The 13,601-nt window shown below is 70.2% G+C and carries 12 protein-coding genes; all 12 read left to right on the top strand.

The features are described 5' to 3' along the window. The first annotated feature begins 12 nt into the window (after positions 1–12). The 12 genes from mraZ (at position 13) to ftsA (ending at position 13,563) form a co-directional block, all read left to right on the top strand. The gene (gene mraZ / locus ABB22_RS09710) at positions 13–459 is read left to right on the top strand and encodes a division/cell wall cluster transcriptional repressor MraZ (RefSeq protein WP_055765922.1); all 447 of its coding nucleotides are present in this window, start codon (positions 13–15) and stop codon (positions 457–459) included. A gap of 14 nt (positions 460–473) precedes the next feature. Continuing rightward, complete coding sequence (gene rsmH, locus ABB22_RS09715; RefSeq protein ID WP_055765917.1) at positions 474–1,442, top strand: 16S rRNA (cytosine(1402)-N(4))-methyltransferase RsmH; 969 nt, start codon at positions 474–476, stop codon at positions 1,440–1,442. Beyond that, positions 1,439–1,702 carry a cell division protein FtsL gene (gene ftsL, locus ABB22_RS09720; protein ID WP_055765914.1) on the top strand — a complete coding sequence of 88 codons (264 nt, stop codon included), beginning with the start codon at positions 1,439–1,441 and terminating at the stop codon, positions 1,700–1,702. Before rsmH ends, ftsL begins: the two co-directional genes overlap by 4 nt. A 115-nt stretch (positions 1,703–1,817) precedes the next feature. Continuing rightward, a complete protein-coding gene (locus ABB22_RS09725; protein ID WP_055765911.1) occupies positions 1,818–3,680 on the top strand; it encodes a peptidoglycan D,D-transpeptidase FtsI family protein in 1,863 nt (620 codons plus the stop codon). 8 nt (positions 3,681–3,688) lie between these two features. Beyond that, positions 3,689–5,164 (top strand): UDP-N-acetylmuramoyl-L-alanyl-D-glutamate--2,6-diaminopimelate ligase, encoded by a 1,476-nt coding sequence (locus ABB22_RS09730; RefSeq protein WP_235504250.1) that lies wholly within the window; start codon positions 3,689–3,691, stop codon positions 5,162–5,164. Then, positions 5,161–6,543: a UDP-N-acetylmuramoyl-tripeptide--D-alanyl-D-alanine ligase gene (locus tag ABB22_RS09735; protein ID WP_055765905.1), complete on the top strand. Its 1,383-nt coding sequence runs from the start codon at positions 5,161–5,163 to the stop codon at positions 6,541–6,543. The genes ABB22_RS09730 and ABB22_RS09735 overlap by 4 nt, the downstream gene beginning before the upstream one ends. Beyond that, entirely contained in the window at positions 6,533–7,618 is a 1,086-nt protein-coding gene (gene mraY, locus ABB22_RS09740) for a phospho-N-acetylmuramoyl-pentapeptide-transferase (RefSeq protein WP_055765901.1), read from the top strand. The genes ABB22_RS09735 and mraY overlap by 11 nt, the downstream gene beginning before the upstream one ends. Further along, complete coding sequence (ftsW, locus tag ABB22_RS09745; RefSeq protein ID WP_055765898.1) at positions 7,618–8,925, top strand: putative lipid II flippase FtsW; 1,308 nt, start codon at positions 7,618–7,620, stop codon at positions 8,923–8,925. Before mraY ends, ftsW begins: the two co-directional genes overlap by 1 nt. Further along, complete coding sequence (murG, locus tag ABB22_RS09750) at positions 8,925–10,022, top strand: undecaprenyldiphospho-muramoylpentapeptide beta-N-acetylglucosaminyltransferase (RefSeq protein ID WP_055765895.1); 1,098 nt, start codon at positions 8,925–8,927, stop codon at positions 10,020–10,022. Before ftsW ends, murG begins: the two co-directional genes overlap by 1 nt. Before the next feature lie 43 nt (positions 10,023–10,065). After that, entirely contained in the window at positions 10,066–11,502 is a 1,437-nt protein-coding gene (gene murC / locus ABB22_RS09755; RefSeq protein WP_055765892.1) for a UDP-N-acetylmuramate--L-alanine ligase, read from the top strand. 100 nt (positions 11,503–11,602) lie between these two features. Next, entirely contained in the window at positions 11,603–12,331 is a 729-nt protein-coding gene (locus ABB22_RS09760) for a cell division protein FtsQ/DivIB (protein ID WP_055765890.1), read from the top strand. After that, positions 12,328–13,563, top strand: coding sequence for a cell division protein FtsA (gene ftsA / locus ABB22_RS09765; protein ID WP_054667596.1), 1,236 nt, complete (start codon positions 12,328–12,330; stop codon positions 13,561–13,563). Before ABB22_RS09760 ends, ftsA begins: the two co-directional genes overlap by 4 nt. Positions 13,564–13,601 lie beyond the last annotated feature (38 nt).

Consider the following 13,601-nt stretch of genomic DNA (forward strand, 5'->3'; position numbering starts at 1 on the left):
GGTAGAGACGGCGTGTTTCAAGGCGAGACGGCCATCACGGTTGACGACAAGGGACGCATGGCGGTGCCCACCGCCCATCGCGACCTGGTCGCGCGTGCGAGCGGCAACCGTCTGGTGCTGACCTACAACCCGTTCGAAGCCGGGTGCCTGTGGCTGTACGCCGAGAAGGAATGGGAACGGGTGCGTGACGACCTGATGGCCAAGCCCAACACCCAGCGCGTGATGCGCACCCTGCAGCAGAAGCTCGTCGGCTCGGCCGCCCATCTGGAACTGGATGGCAATGGCCGCATCAGCCTGCCGTCCAGCCACCGCAGCGCGGTCGGCATCGAGAAGAAGGCCGTGCTGATGGGCATGGGCGACAAGTTCGAACTATGGAGCGAGCAAGCGCATCGCGCACTGATCCAGCAGACGTTGTCTGACGAGGATCTGGGCGATGGGCTGCTCGATCTGAAGTTGTGAGCCGGGGTGCCCGGGTGCGCGGTCAAGCGCAGGCCGGTCACCCTCCGGTGTCGCAGCCGCCGGCGGCTCACCTGCCGGTGCTGTACACCCAGGTCCTGCAGGGCCTGAGGGTGATCGAAGACGGTACCTATCTGGACGGCACGTTCGGCCGTGGCGGCCATGCCGGCGGCGTGCTGCGCCAGCTCGGCCCGCACGGGCGCCTGCTGGTGATGGACAAGGATCCGGAAGCCATCGCCGTGGCGCAGCGCGACTTCGCCCCGGACGGCCGCGTGGCCATCTACCGCGGCAGCTTCGCCGACCTGCTGGACTGGAGCGAGACCGCCGCCGGCCTGGACGGCGTGCTGTTCGACCTGGGCGTGTCCTCGCCGCAGCTGGACGTGGCCGAGCGTGGTTTCAGCTTCGGCAAGGACGGCCCGCTGGACATGCGCATGGACCCGGACGCGGGCGAAAGCGCGGCGCAATGGCTCAACCGCGCCGAGGAGCGCGAAATCGCCGATGTGCTGTGGACCTACGGCGAGGAGCGCCAGAGCCGCCGCATCGCTCGTGCCATCGTGGCCCGCCGTGCGAACCCGCCGTTTTCACGCACCGCCGAGCTGGCCGAGCTGATCGCCTCGGCGATGCCGCGCGGCAAGGACAAGATCCATCCGGCCACGCGCAGCTTCCAGGCCATCCGCATCCACATCAACCGCGAGCTGGCCGACCTCGAGGCCGGGCTGGACGCGGCGATGGCGCGGCTCAAGCCCGGTGGCCGGCTGGCGGTGATCAGTTTCCATTCGCTGGAAGACCGCATCGTCAAGCAGTTCATGAACCGCCACGCCAAGGCGCCGCCGAGCAATCGCCGCCTGCCGGAAGTGCAGGCTTTCGTGCCCGTACTGGACCTGGTTGGCGGCGCGATCAAGGCCGAGGACGACGAACTTGCGGTCAATCCGCGTTCGCGCAGCGCCGTGCTGCGCGTTGCGCAGAAGCGCGGGGTGGCCGCATGAGCCGCCTGCTGCTGGTGGTGCTGCTGGCCTGCACGATCGCCTCGGCGATCGGCGTGGTGTTCATGCGCCACCGCCACCGCCAGCTGTTCGTCGAACTGTCGCGGCTGGAGCACTCCCGCGACGAGCTGAACATCGAGTTCGGCCGCCTGCAGCTGGAGCAGGCCACGCTGGCGCAGGCCACGCGCGTGGACCAGGAAGCGCGCGGCCGCCTGGGGATGAAGTTCCCGGAAGCCGGCGACATCGTGGTGGTGCGGCCATGACGAAACGGCAGGACAGCTGTTTTGCACGGCGAAGCCGCCCGCAGGGTGGCGCAGGGTCGGTTTGTGCTCCTGCAACACCGGCATTCCCGCCGTCCATGGCGGTCAGAGGTGCGCCATGAACGCACCACGCCGCAACCGCAATCGCAGCCAGTTCAACCTGCGCAACCGCATGCTGATGGTCGGCGCGGGGCTGGGCCTGTGCGCGGTGACCCTGGTCGGCCGCGCCGCCTACGTGCAGCTGGTCAACAGCGATTTCTACCAGCGCCAGGGCGAGGCACGTTACCTGCGCGAAGTGCCCATCGCGACCTCGCGCGGCATGATCACCGACCGCAACGGCGAGCCGGTGGCGGTGTCCACGCCGGTAGCCTCGATCTGGGTCAATCCGCAGGAGCTGCTGCGTGCGCCCGAGCGTATTCCCGGGCTGGCGCAGGCGCTGTCGCTGCCGGTGGACGAACTGACCTCGAAGCTGACGCAGAAGGCCGACAAGGAGTTCATGTACCTGCGCCGCCGGATGAATCCGGACGTGGCCGAGCAGATCGTCGCGCTGAAGATTCCCGGCGTGTTCGCGCAGCGCGAGTTCCGCCGCTACTACCCGCAGGGTGAGGCGATGGCCCACGTGCTGGGCTTCACCAACATCGACGACCACGGCCAGGAAGGCCTGGAGCTGGCCTTCGACGAATGGCTGCGCGGCAAGCCCGGCGCCAAGAAAGTGATCCGCGACCGCAAGGGCGCGATCGTGGAGAGCATCGACCTGGTGCGTCCGGCCGAACCCGGCAAGGACCTGACCCTGAGCATCGACCGCCGCATCCAGTTCCTGGCCATGCGTGAACTGCGCAACGCGGTCACCGCCAACCAGGCCGCCGGCGGCTCCATCGTGATCATGGACGTGGCCACCGGCGAGGTGATGGCCATGGCCAACCTGCCGACCTACAACCCGAACTCGGTCAGCGGCGCCACGCCGGACGCGCGCCGCAACCGCGCCGTGACCGACCTGATTGAGCCGGGTTCGACGATGAAGCCGCTGACCATCGCCACCGCGCTGCAGAACCACGTGGTGACCCCGGACACCATCATCGACACCAACCCGGGCTACCTGGCGCTGGACAGGCGCTACACCATCCGCGACGTGCCGCGGAACAACGGCGTGCTCAACGTCACCGGTGTGATCACCCGCAGCTCGAACATCGGCGCGGCCAAGATCGTCTCGCGCCTGCCGGACCAGACCTTCTACAACTCGGTGCGCGCCTTCGGCTACGGCATGGCCCCGCACAGCGGTTTCCCGGGTGAATCGGCGGGCGTGGTGCCGGTGCCGGGCAGCCCCGGCTGGTCCGGCACCACCAAGGCCACCATGTCCTACGGCTATGGCCTGTCGGTGACGCCGCTGCAGATCGCGCAGGCGTATTCGGCGCTGGCCAACGGCGGCCGCGTGATCCAGCCGACCTTCGTCAAGGGCCAGCACAGCGAAGCGCGCGAGGTCATCGACCCTGCGGTCGCGCAGGAAGTGGTGCGGATGATGGAGACGGTGGTGACCCAGGGCGGCGCCAAGCAGGCGGCGATCCTGGGCTACCACGTCGCCGGCAAGACCGGCACGGCGCGCAAGAACGGCCCCAACGGCTACGAACGCGACCATTACAACCTGTTGTTCGCCGGCGTGGTGCCGGCCACCAATCCGCGCTTCGCCGCGGTGATCGTGGTCAACGACCCGCGCGGCGCGCTGCAGTACGGCGGCCTGGTATCCGCGCCGGTATTCCACCACGTGATGGAAGGCACCCTGCGCCTGATGGACGTGCCGCCGGATGACATCCAGTCGTGGCTGGCGGCGCAGGCGGCCGGCAAGGTCGGCGGCAACCCGGTCAACAACCCCGCGGTGCTGCCGGTTCCGCAGGATCCGGCCGAACCCAACATCGACGCCGAATTCGATGCCGCCATGCCGACCGCCATCGCGCCGCAGCCGGCCGCGACGGAGGTGCGCCAGTGAGCCGCACGATGAAACTGTCGCAGCTGCTGCCCGACCTGGCGCTGGCCGCCGACCCGCAGATCGGCGGACTGGTGCTGGACTCGCGCCAGGTGCGTCCCGGCGACGCGTTCGTCGCCATCGCCGGGTTCGGCGCGCACGGGCTGGGCTTCGTCGCGCAGGCCAGGGCCGCCGGTGCCAGCGCCATCCTGTTCGATCCGCCGGCACCGGCGCAGCTGCCGGCGCCGGCCGACGCCATCGCCGTGCCCGGCCTGCGCCAGCGCATGGGCGCGATGGCCGACCAGTTCCATGGCCATCCTTCGCATGCGATGACGATGGTCGGCGTGACCGGCACCAACGGCAAGACCTCGACCGTGCAGCTGCTGGCCCAGGCCTGGCACCTGCTGGGCCGCCGCAGCGGCAGCATCGGCACGCTCGGCGTCGGCCTGTACGGCGACGTGGTGCCGACCGGCTTCACCACGCCGCTGGTGCTGCAGATGCATGAAGTACTGGCGCAGCTGCGCGACGCGGGCGCGCAGGCGGTGGCGATGGAAGTCAGCTCGCATGCGCTGGACCAGGGCCGCGTCGATGCCGTGCATTACGACGTGGCCGTGTTCACCAATCTCACCCGCGACCATCTCGATTACCACGGCGACATGGCAAGCTACGGCGCGGCCAAGGCGCGCCTGTTCCATCGCGAGGGCCTGAAGGCGGCGGTGATCAACCTGGACGATGCCTTCGGCCGCGAACTGATCACCACCCTGGCCGCCGGTGTCCAGGCCATCGGCCTGAGTTCGACCGGGCAGCCCGGCGCTGCAATCCGCGCCGAGACGCTGGTGCTGGACGGGCAGGGCATCGGTTTCGACCTGGTGATCGGCGAGGAGCGCCATCCGCTGCGTTCGCCGCTGCTGGGCCGCTTCAACGCCGACAACCTGCTGGCCGTGGCCGGCGCGCTGCATGCGCTGGGCCAGCCGGCGGCGACCATCGCCGACGTGCTGGGCAGGCTGCAGCCGATCCGCGGCCGCATGAACCGCCTCGGCGGGCAGGGCGAGCCGACCGTGGTCATCGATTACGCGCACACGCCCGACGCGCTGGAGCAGGCGCTGCGCAGCCTGCACGGCCATCTCGACGGCCGCCTGCTGTGCGTGTTCGGCTGCGGCGGCGAACGCGATACCGGCAAGCGCCCGCAGATGGCGGCCATCGCCGAGAAACATGCCGACGCGGTATTCGTCACCGACGACAATCCGCGCGGCGAGGATGGCGACACGATCGTCGCCGACATCATGGCCGGTTTCGCCGCGCCGTCGCGGGTGAGCGTGCAGCGCGACCGCGCGCGCGCCATCGGCGCGGCCATCGCCCAGGCCGGCCCCGGCGACATCGTGCTGGTCGCCGGCAAGGGCCATGAGCCCTATCAGGAGATCGCAGGCATCAAGCATCCTTTCGACGACACCGACGTCGCCTCGCGCGCGCTGCAGGCACGCGCGGCGAACGGGAAGGTGGGCGCATGAAGCGCACTCCGCTGTCGCTGATCGCGCACTGGGCCGGCGGCGAGCTGCATGGCGAGGACGCGAGCATCGACGCCATCGGCAACGATACCCGCACGCTGGCCCCCGGCAGCCTGTACCTGGCCCTGCGCGGCGAGCGTTTCGACGGCCACGATTTCGCCGCCGGTGCGGTGGAGAACGGCGCCAGCGCGCTGCTGGTGGAGCGCCTGCTGCCGCTGGACGTGCCGCAGGTGGTGGTCGCCGATGCCGAGCGTGCGCTGGCGAAGATCGCCACCGCGATGCAGCGTGACCGCGCCACGCGCGTGTTCGCCGTCACCGGCAGCAACGGCAAGACCAGCGTGAAGACACTGCTGCTGGCGATCCTGCAGAACGTGGCCGTGGTCGAAGGCCGCACCATCCATGCCACGCCGGGCAACCGCAACAACGAGATCGGCATGCCGCTGGCGGTGATCGACGCGCCGGAAGACGCCGACTTCGCCGTCTACGAGATGGGCACCGGCAAGCCGGGCGACATCGCCTGGCTGACCGCCATCGCCGCACCGGACGTGGCCCTGGTCAACAATGTCGCGCCTGCGCACCTGGAGCGCATGGGCAGCCTGCTGGAGATCGCCAACACCAAGGCGGCGGTCTACGACGACCTGCGCGAAGGCGGCGTGGCGGTGGTCAATGCCGACGATGCCTTCGCTCCGTTCTTCGCCGAGCGCGCAGGCGCCCACCGCGTGATCCGCTTCGGCCTGGAAGCCAGCGCCGACGTCACCGCCACCGGCATCGCGCTGGCCGAAGCCGGCTCGCGCTTCCGCCTGCATACGCCGCAGGGCGAGGCCGAGGTGGCGCTGCAGCTGCCGGGCCGCCACAACGTGCTCAATGCGCTGGCCGCCGCGTCGCTGGCGCTGGCCGCGGGCATCGCCTTGCCGCGCGTGGCCGAAGGCCTGGCGCAGGCGCGCCCGGTCGCCGGCCGCCAGGTCGCGCGCGTGCTGGGCAACGGCGCGGTGCTGGTGGACGACAGCTACAACGCCAATCCAGGCTCGCTGGCCGCGGCGATCGCCGCGCTGGCCGCGGGCAAGGAAGAGGGCTGGCTGGTGCTGGGCGACATGCGCGAACTCGGCCCCGACGCGCAGGCGCTGCATGCGCAGGCCGGCGTGCGTGCGCGCGAGGCCGGGCTCAAGCGCCTGTATGCGCTCGGGCCGCTGAGTGCCGCCGCCGCCACCGCCTTCGGCGAGGGCGGGCGTCACTTCGACAGCCACGCCGCGCTGGCCGCCGCGCTGGCCGCCGACCTTCATGCTGGCGTGCGTTGCCTGATCAAGGGCTCGCGCGGCAGCGCCATGGACAAGATCGTGACCGCGCTGCTGGGGCGCGGCGAGGACACACCGCATGTTGCTTGAACTGGCCCGTTGGTTGCAGCAGCTGGACGACCTGTTCCGGCTGTTCAACTACCTCACCTTCCGCGGCATCCTCGCGGCGCTGACCGCGCTCGGCCTGTCGCTGTGGCTGGGGCCGGCCGCGATCCGCCGCCTGGCCCAGCTCAAGGGCGGCCAGCCGATCCGCAAGGACGGCCCGCAGTCGCACTTCTCCAAGGCCGGCACGCCGACCATGGGCGGCGGCCTGATCCTGCTGTCGGTGCTGATGGCGGTGCTGCTGTGGGGCGACCTGCGCAACCGCTACGTGTGGCTGGTGATGGCGGTGATGCTGTGCTTCGGCGCCATCGGCTGGTACGACGACTGGATCAAGATCGCCCGGCGCGACCCCAATGGCCTGAAGTCGCGCTGGAAATACCTGCTGCAGTCGATCTTCGGCCTCGGCGCCGGCCTGTTCCTGTTCTACACGGCCGACGTGCCGGCGGCGCTGACCCTGTACATCCCGATGTTCAAGGCCATCGCGCTGCCGCTGGCCGGGATCAGCTTCGTGGCGATCGCCTACTTCTGGATCGTGGGCTTCTCCAACGCGGTCAACCTGACCGACGGCCTGGACGGCCTTGCGATCATGCCGACCGTGCTGGTCGCCTGCGCGCTGGGCGTGTTCGCCTATGCCTCGGGCAACGCGGTGTTCTCCAGCTACCTGCAGATCCCGCAGATTCCGGGCGCGGGCGAACTGGTCATCATCTGCGCGGCGATCGCCGGCGCCGGCCTGGGCTTCCTGTGGTTCAACACCTATCCGGCGATGGTGTTCATGGGTGACGTCGGTGCGCTGGCGCTGGGCGCGGTGCTGGGCACCATCGCAGTGATCGTGCGCCAGGAACTGGTGCTGGTGGTGATGGGCGGCGTGTTCGTGATCGAGACGCTGTCGGTGATGATCCAGGTGGCCAGCTTCAAGCTGACCGGCAAGCGCGTGTTCCGCATGGCGCCGATCCACCACCACTTCGAACTCAAGGGCTGGCCCGAGCCGCGGGTGATCGTGCGTTTCTGGATCATCTCGGTGGTGCTGGTGCTGATCGGCCTGGCGACGCTGAAGGTGCGCTGATGGACGACACCGCGCGCCAGGCAACCCGGCTCGAAGCGATCGGCGGCCACTACGACAAGTGGCTGCTGGGCGCGGCCGTGGCGCTGGCGTCGCTGGGCATCGTGATGGTGGCGTCCAGCTCCATCGCGCTGACCCAGAGCCCGTTCTACTACCTGACCCGCCACCTGGTGTTCATCGGCATCGGCCTGGCGCTGGCGGCGGTGGCGATGCGCGTGGAGCTGCGCGAGATCGAGAAGTACAACCACCTGCTGCTGCTGGGCTGCTTCGCGCTGCTGGTAGTGGTGTTCGTGCCGGGCCTGGGCAGCACCGTCAACGGCGCGCGCCGCTGGATCAACCTGGGCGTGGCCAAGTTCCAGACGGTCGAAGCGGTGAAGGTGCTGTACATCGTCTGGCTGTCCAGCTACCTGGTGCGCTTCCGCGACGAAGTCAACGCCACCTGGCAGGCGATGCTCAAGCCGGTGGGCGTGGTCGGCGTGCTGGTCGTCCTGCTGCTGCTGCAGCCGGACTTCGGCTCGTCGATGCTGCTGCTGGGCATCACCACCTGCATGCTGGTGCTGGGCGGCGCGCAGCTCAAGCGCATCGTGCTGCCGGTGCTGCTGATGCTGCCGGCGCTGGTGCTGCTGGTGATCTTCGAGCCGTACCGCATGCGCCGCGTCACCTCGTTCATGGACCCGTGGGAAGACCAGCTGGGGTCGGGCTACCAGCTGTCCAACGCGCTGATGGCGATCGGCCGCGGCGAATGGGCCGGCGTGGGCCTGGGGGCGTCGATCCAGAAGCTCAACTACCTGCCCGAATCGCACACCGACTTCATCTTCTCGGTGATCGCCGAGGAGCTGGGTTTCGCTGGTGTATGCACCATCATCGCGCTGTACGCGCTGCTGGTCGGACGCGCGTTCTGGCTGGGCATGCGCTGCATCGAGATGCGCCGCCATTTCTCCGGCTACATCGCCTTCGGCGTCGGCCTGTGGATCGGCCTGCAGACCTTCGTCTCGATCGGCGTGAACCTGGGCATGCTGCCGACCAAGGGCCTGACCCTGCCGCTGATTTCCTCGGGCGGTTCGAGCGTGATGATGACCTGCGTGGCAGTCGGCGTGCTGCTGCGCGTGTCGTGGGAATACAACCGCGCGGTGCGTCGCCAGGAAGTGCGTGAGGACGCCGACGTGGCCGACGCGCCGGCCGCCGATGCGGCGCAGCCGGTCGAGCCGGCCACCGCCACCGCGATCGCCGCGGCCATGCAGGCCGGTGCCGCGCGCGGCACCAGCCGCATGCAGCAGCGGGTCGAGCCCACGTTCGGGAGGATCGCCTGATGGCCGCCTCCACGCCTGCCAACGATGCGCGTCCGGTGCTGATCATGGCCGGCGGTACCGGCGGCCACATCTTCCCCGGGCTTGCCGTCGCCAAGGTGCTGCGCGAGCGCGGCGTCCCGGTGACCTGGCTCGGTGCCGACGGCGCGATGGAAACCCGGCTGGTGCCGCAGCACGGCATCGCCATCGACACGCTGGCCATCTCCGGGCTGCGCGGCAAAGGCAAGCTGGCGCTGCTGGGCGCGCCGCTGCGGGTGCTGCGCGCGATCCGCGCTGCCGGTTTCGTCCTGCGCGACCGCAACCCGCGCGCGGTGGTGGCCTTCGGCGGCTTCGCCTCCGGTCCCGGCGGCATGGCCGCGCGCCTGCACGGTTTTCCGCTGCTGGTGCACGAACAGAACCGCGCGCCGGGCATGACCAACCGCATCCTGTCGCGTTTTGCGCGGCGCCTGCTGACCGGCTTCCCGGGCAGCTTCGCCGGCACCCGCGAAGAAGCGGTCGGCAATCCGGTGCGCGCCGAGATCGCCGCGCTGCCGGCGCCGGAACAGCGCCTGGCCGGCCGTGACGGTCCGATGCGGGTGCTGGTACTGGGCGGCAGCCAGGGCGCGCGCGCGCTCAACAATGCCGTGCCCAAGGCGCTGGCCGCGCTGGGTGGCGGCGTCGCCATCGAGGTCTGGCACCAGTGCGGCGAGAAGCTGCACGACGAAGCGCAGCAGGCCTACCGCGCTGCCGGCGTCGAAGGCCGCGTCGATGCCTTCATCACCGACATGGCCGCCGCCTATGCCTGGGCCGACCTGGTGGTGTGCCGCTCCGGCGCCTCCACCCTGGCCGAGCTGTGCGCAGTGGGCATCGGCAGCGTGCTGGTGCCGTTCGCCGCCGCGGTGGACGACCACCAGACCCGCAACGCCGAATACCTGGTCGAGCGCGGCGCCGCCGAACTGCTGAAGCAGGACGACGCGCTGGCCGCCAATCTGGAAGGCGTGCTGCGCGCTCTGGCCCACACTCCCGCCCGCCGCATGCAGATGGCGCAAGCCGCGCGTGCGCTGGCCAAGGTCGATGCGGCCGAACGCATCGCCGACATCATCCTCGAGGAAGCAGCATGAACACGGCACCGCGCACCCGCGCCCGCCCTACCGGAGGCCGCGCATGATCCGCCGCCTCCACGACACCACCGACCTGGTCCGTGCGTTCCCGCGCGTGCACTTCGTCGGCATCGGCGGCACCGGCATGAGCGGCATCGCCGAAGTGATGCTGACCCTCGGCTATGAAGTCTCCGGTTCGGACAACGCCGACAACGCCGCCACCCGCCGCCTGGCGCGGCTGGGCGCGCGGGTGATGCGCGGGCACTCGGCCGCCAACGTGCTCGGCACCGACTGCGTGGTGGTGTCCAGCGCGATCCGCGAGGACAACCCCGAACTGATGGAGGCGCGCAGCCAGCGCATCCCGATCATGCCGCGCGCGGCGATGCTGGCCGAGCTGATGCGCTTCCGCCGCGGCATCGCCGTGGCCGGCACGCACGGCAAGACCACCACCACCTCGCTGACCGCCGCGGTGCTCAGCGAAGGCGGCCTGGACCCGACCTTCGTGATCGGCGGGCAGCTGCTGGCCGCCGGCGCCAACGCCAAACTGGGCGGCGGACAATGGCTGGTGGCCGAGGCCGATGAGAGCGACGGCAGCTTCCTGCGCCTGAACCCGCTGGTGGCGGTGATCACCAACATCGATGCCGACCACCTGGAAAACTACGGCAACGACTTCGCGCGCGTGCAGGCCGCATTCGCCGAGTTCCTGCAGCGCCTGCCGTTCTACGGGCTGGCGGTGCTGTGCATCGACGACCCGGAAGTGGCCGCGCTGGCCACGCAGACGCCGCGCCATGTCATGACCTACGGCATGAGCGGCCACGCCGACGTGCGTGCCGAGGACGTGGAGCAGGACGGCGCGCGCATGCGCTTCACCCTGCGCCTGCCGGAGGGCAGCAGCGTGCCGGTGACGCTGGCGCTGCCGGGCCGCCACAACGTACTCAACGCGCTCGCCGCCGCCGCCATTGGCTGGCAGCTGGGCGTGGCGCCGGAAACGATCGCCGCCGCGCTGGAAAAATTCGAAGGCGTGGGTCGCCGCTTCAACGACCTGGGCGTGGTCACCACCGCCAAGGGCGCGAAGGTGCGGCTCATCGACGACTACGGCCACCACCCGCGCGAACTGGCCGCGGTGTTCGCCGCCGCCCGCGGCGGCTGGCCGGCACAGCGCCTGGTGGTGGCGTTCCAGCCGCACCGCTACAGCCGCACACGCGACCAGTTCGATGCATTCGCCGCGGTGCTGTCCGAAGTGGACGCGCTGGTGCTCAGCGAGGTGTACCCGGCCGGCGAGGCACCGATTCCCGGCGCCGACTCGAAGTCGCTGGCCCGCGCCATCCGCGCGCGCGGCCGCAGCGAGCCGGTCGTGGTCGGCCACGCCCATGACCTGGTGTCGGTACTGCCGGACGTGCTGCGCGACGGCGACCTGCTGCTGATGATGGGCGCTGGCGACATCGGCCACGTCGCCCAGCAGATCGCCACCGGCGGTTTCCAGGGGGCGCAGGACGAATGAAGGCCTGGCTGCTCCCGCTGATGCGCACCCCGATCATGGCCGTTGCCGGCCGTGGCGCGGCGCCGTCGTGCGGAAACGCGCGGGCGCAGGGGAGGCGCGCATGAGCGCGGTGCTGCGGATCCTCGCCTGGCTGCTGGCCATCGCCCTGGTGGCGCTGCCGGTGGTGGCCGTGCTCAACGGCTGGGTCGGTGCCGAGCGCTGGCCGCTGGCCAAGCTGCGCGTGCACGGCGAGTTCAAGCGCGTGCCCGGCGAAGAGCTGCAGAAGGCGTTGCTGCCGTATGCGCGCGCCGGCTACTTCGCGGTGAAGCTGCAGGACGCGCAGCACGCGGTGGAGCAGCTGCCGTGGGTGGAGAGCGCGCAGGTGCGCAAGCAGTGGCCGGACGTGCTGGAAGTCAGCATCGTCGAGCACAAGCCGTTCGCGCGCTGGGGCAAGGACCGGCTGCTGTCCGAGCAGGGCCGCCTGTTCGCCACCCCGCACGGGCTGGAGAACGCGCCGCTGCCGGAACTCGATGGCCCGGACAGCAAGACCGCCGAAGTGGTCGAGCTCTACAACGAATCGCGCGCGCTGTTCGCGCCGGCCGGCGTGGACGTGCGCGCGCTGGCGATGGACGCGCGCGGCAGCTGGTCGCTGGCGCTGGACAACGGTACCGAGGTCATCGTCGGCCGCGACGATGCGCGCTCGCGGCTGGGCCGCTTCGTGCGCGTGCTGCCGCAGCTCACCCGCACCCAGGTGCCGATCGTGCGCGCCGATCTCCGCTATACCAATGGTTTCACGCTGAGCTGGGGAACCCCGCCGCCGGCAGCAAAGCAGACGCAGGACAGGACATGAATCGCAAGGGTGACAAATCGCTGATCGTCGGCCTCGACATCGGCACCTCCAAGGTGGTGGCGCTGGTGGGCGAGTATTCGCCGGGCAGCCCGATCGAGGTGATCGGCATCGGCTCGCACGAATCGCGCGGGCTCAAGCGCGGCGTGGTGGTGGACATCGAATCGACGGTGCAGTCGATCCAGCGCGCCATCGAGGAAGCCGAATTGATGGCCGGCTGCGAGATCCGCTCGGTCTACGCCTCCATCTCCGGCAACCATGTGCAGTGCCGCAACTCGCAGGGCATCACCCCGATCCGCGAGGGCGAGGTGACCTGGGGCGACCTGGACCGCGTGCTGGAAGCGGCCAAGGCGGTGGCGATCCCGGCCGACCAGAAGATCCTGCACGCGATCCCGCGCGAGTACGTGCTGGACGATTCGCAGGAAGGCATCCGCAACCCGGTCGGCATGACCGGCGTGCGCCTGGAGGTGCATGCGCACCTGGTGGTGTGCGCGCAGTCGGCGGCGGCCAACATCAGCAAGTGCGTGCAGCGCTGCGGCCTGCAGGTGGACGACCTGGTGCTGTCCTCGCTGGCCTCCTCGGTGGCGGTGTTGACCGCCGACGAGCGCGAGCTGGGCGTGGTGATGGTGGACATCGGCGCCGGCACCACCGACATCGCGGTGTTCGTGCAGGGTGCGATCTGCCATACCGCCTCGCTGCCGATCGCCGGCGACCATGTCACCAACGACATCGCGCACATGCTGCGCACGCCGACCCCGGAAGCCGAGCAGATCAAGGTGCGCTACGCCTGCGCGCTGGCGCAGCTGGCCACCGCCGAGGAAAGCATCCAGGTGCCGTCGGTCGGCGACCGGCCGCCGCGGCGCATGCCGCGCGCCTCGCTGGCGCAGGCGGTGCAGGGCCGCTACGAGGAGATCTTCGAGATGGTGCAGGCCGAACTGCGCCGCTCGGGCTTCGAGGAGATGGTGCGCGCCGGCATGGTGCTCACCGGCGGCGCCTCGAAGATGGAAGGCGTGGTCGAGCTGGCCGAGGAAATGCTGCAGATGCCGGTGCGCGTGGGCATCCCGCAGCACGTCACCGGCCTGGGCGAAGTGGTCGGCAATCCGGTGCATGCCACCGGCGTCGGCCTGCTGCTGATGGGCAGCCAGATCGAGCACCCGCGGCGTCCGTCGCTGCCCACCGGGCGCGCCGGCACGCTGTTCAACAAATTGAAGAACTGGTTCCGCGGCGAGTTCTGACGCGGGGCGGGCGGTAACGCCGGCCCCGGCCGGCGGAT

It is taken from the genome of Stenotrophomonas nitritireducens (assembly GCF_001431425.1).
In the GTDB taxonomy this organism is placed as follows: domain Bacteria; phylum Pseudomonadota; class Gammaproteobacteria; order Xanthomonadales; family Xanthomonadaceae; genus Stenotrophomonas; species Stenotrophomonas nitritireducens.

Bases quoted from the DNA above. Each gene is read 5' to 3' on its own strand.
- ftsA (WP_054667596.1), top strand. From the start codon at position 12,328: ATGAATCGCAAGGGTGACAAATCGCTGATCGTCGGCCTCGACATCGGC.
- mraY (WP_055765901.1), top strand. From the start codon at position 6,533: ATGTTGCTTGAACTGGCCCGTTGGTTGCAGCAGCTGGACGACCTGTTC.
- murG (WP_055765895.1), top strand. From the start codon at position 8,925: ATGGCCGCCTCCACGCCTGCCAACGATGCGCGTCCGGTGCTGATCATG.
- ABB22_RS09725 (WP_055765911.1), top strand. From the start codon at position 1,818: ATGAACGCACCACGCCGCAACCGCAATCGCAGCCAGTTCAACCTGCGC.
- murC (WP_055765892.1), top strand. From the start codon at position 10,066: ATGATCCGCCGCCTCCACGACACCACCGACCTGGTCCGTGCGTTCCCG.
- ftsL (WP_055765914.1), top strand. From the start codon at position 1,439: ATGAGCCGCCTGCTGCTGGTGGTGCTGCTGGCCTGCACGATCGCCTCG.
- ABB22_RS09760 (WP_055765890.1), top strand. From the start codon at position 11,603: ATGAGCGCGGTGCTGCGGATCCTCGCCTGGCTGCTGGCCATCGCCCTG.
- ABB22_RS09735 (WP_055765905.1), top strand. From the start codon at position 5,161: ATGAAGCGCACTCCGCTGTCGCTGATCGCGCACTGGGCCGGCGGCGAG.
- ABB22_RS09730 (WP_235504250.1), top strand. From the start codon at position 3,689: ATGAAACTGTCGCAGCTGCTGCCCGACCTGGCGCTGGCCGCCGACCCG.
- ftsW (WP_055765898.1), top strand. From the start codon at position 7,618: ATGGACGACACCGCGCGCCAGGCAACCCGGCTCGAAGCGATCGGCGGC.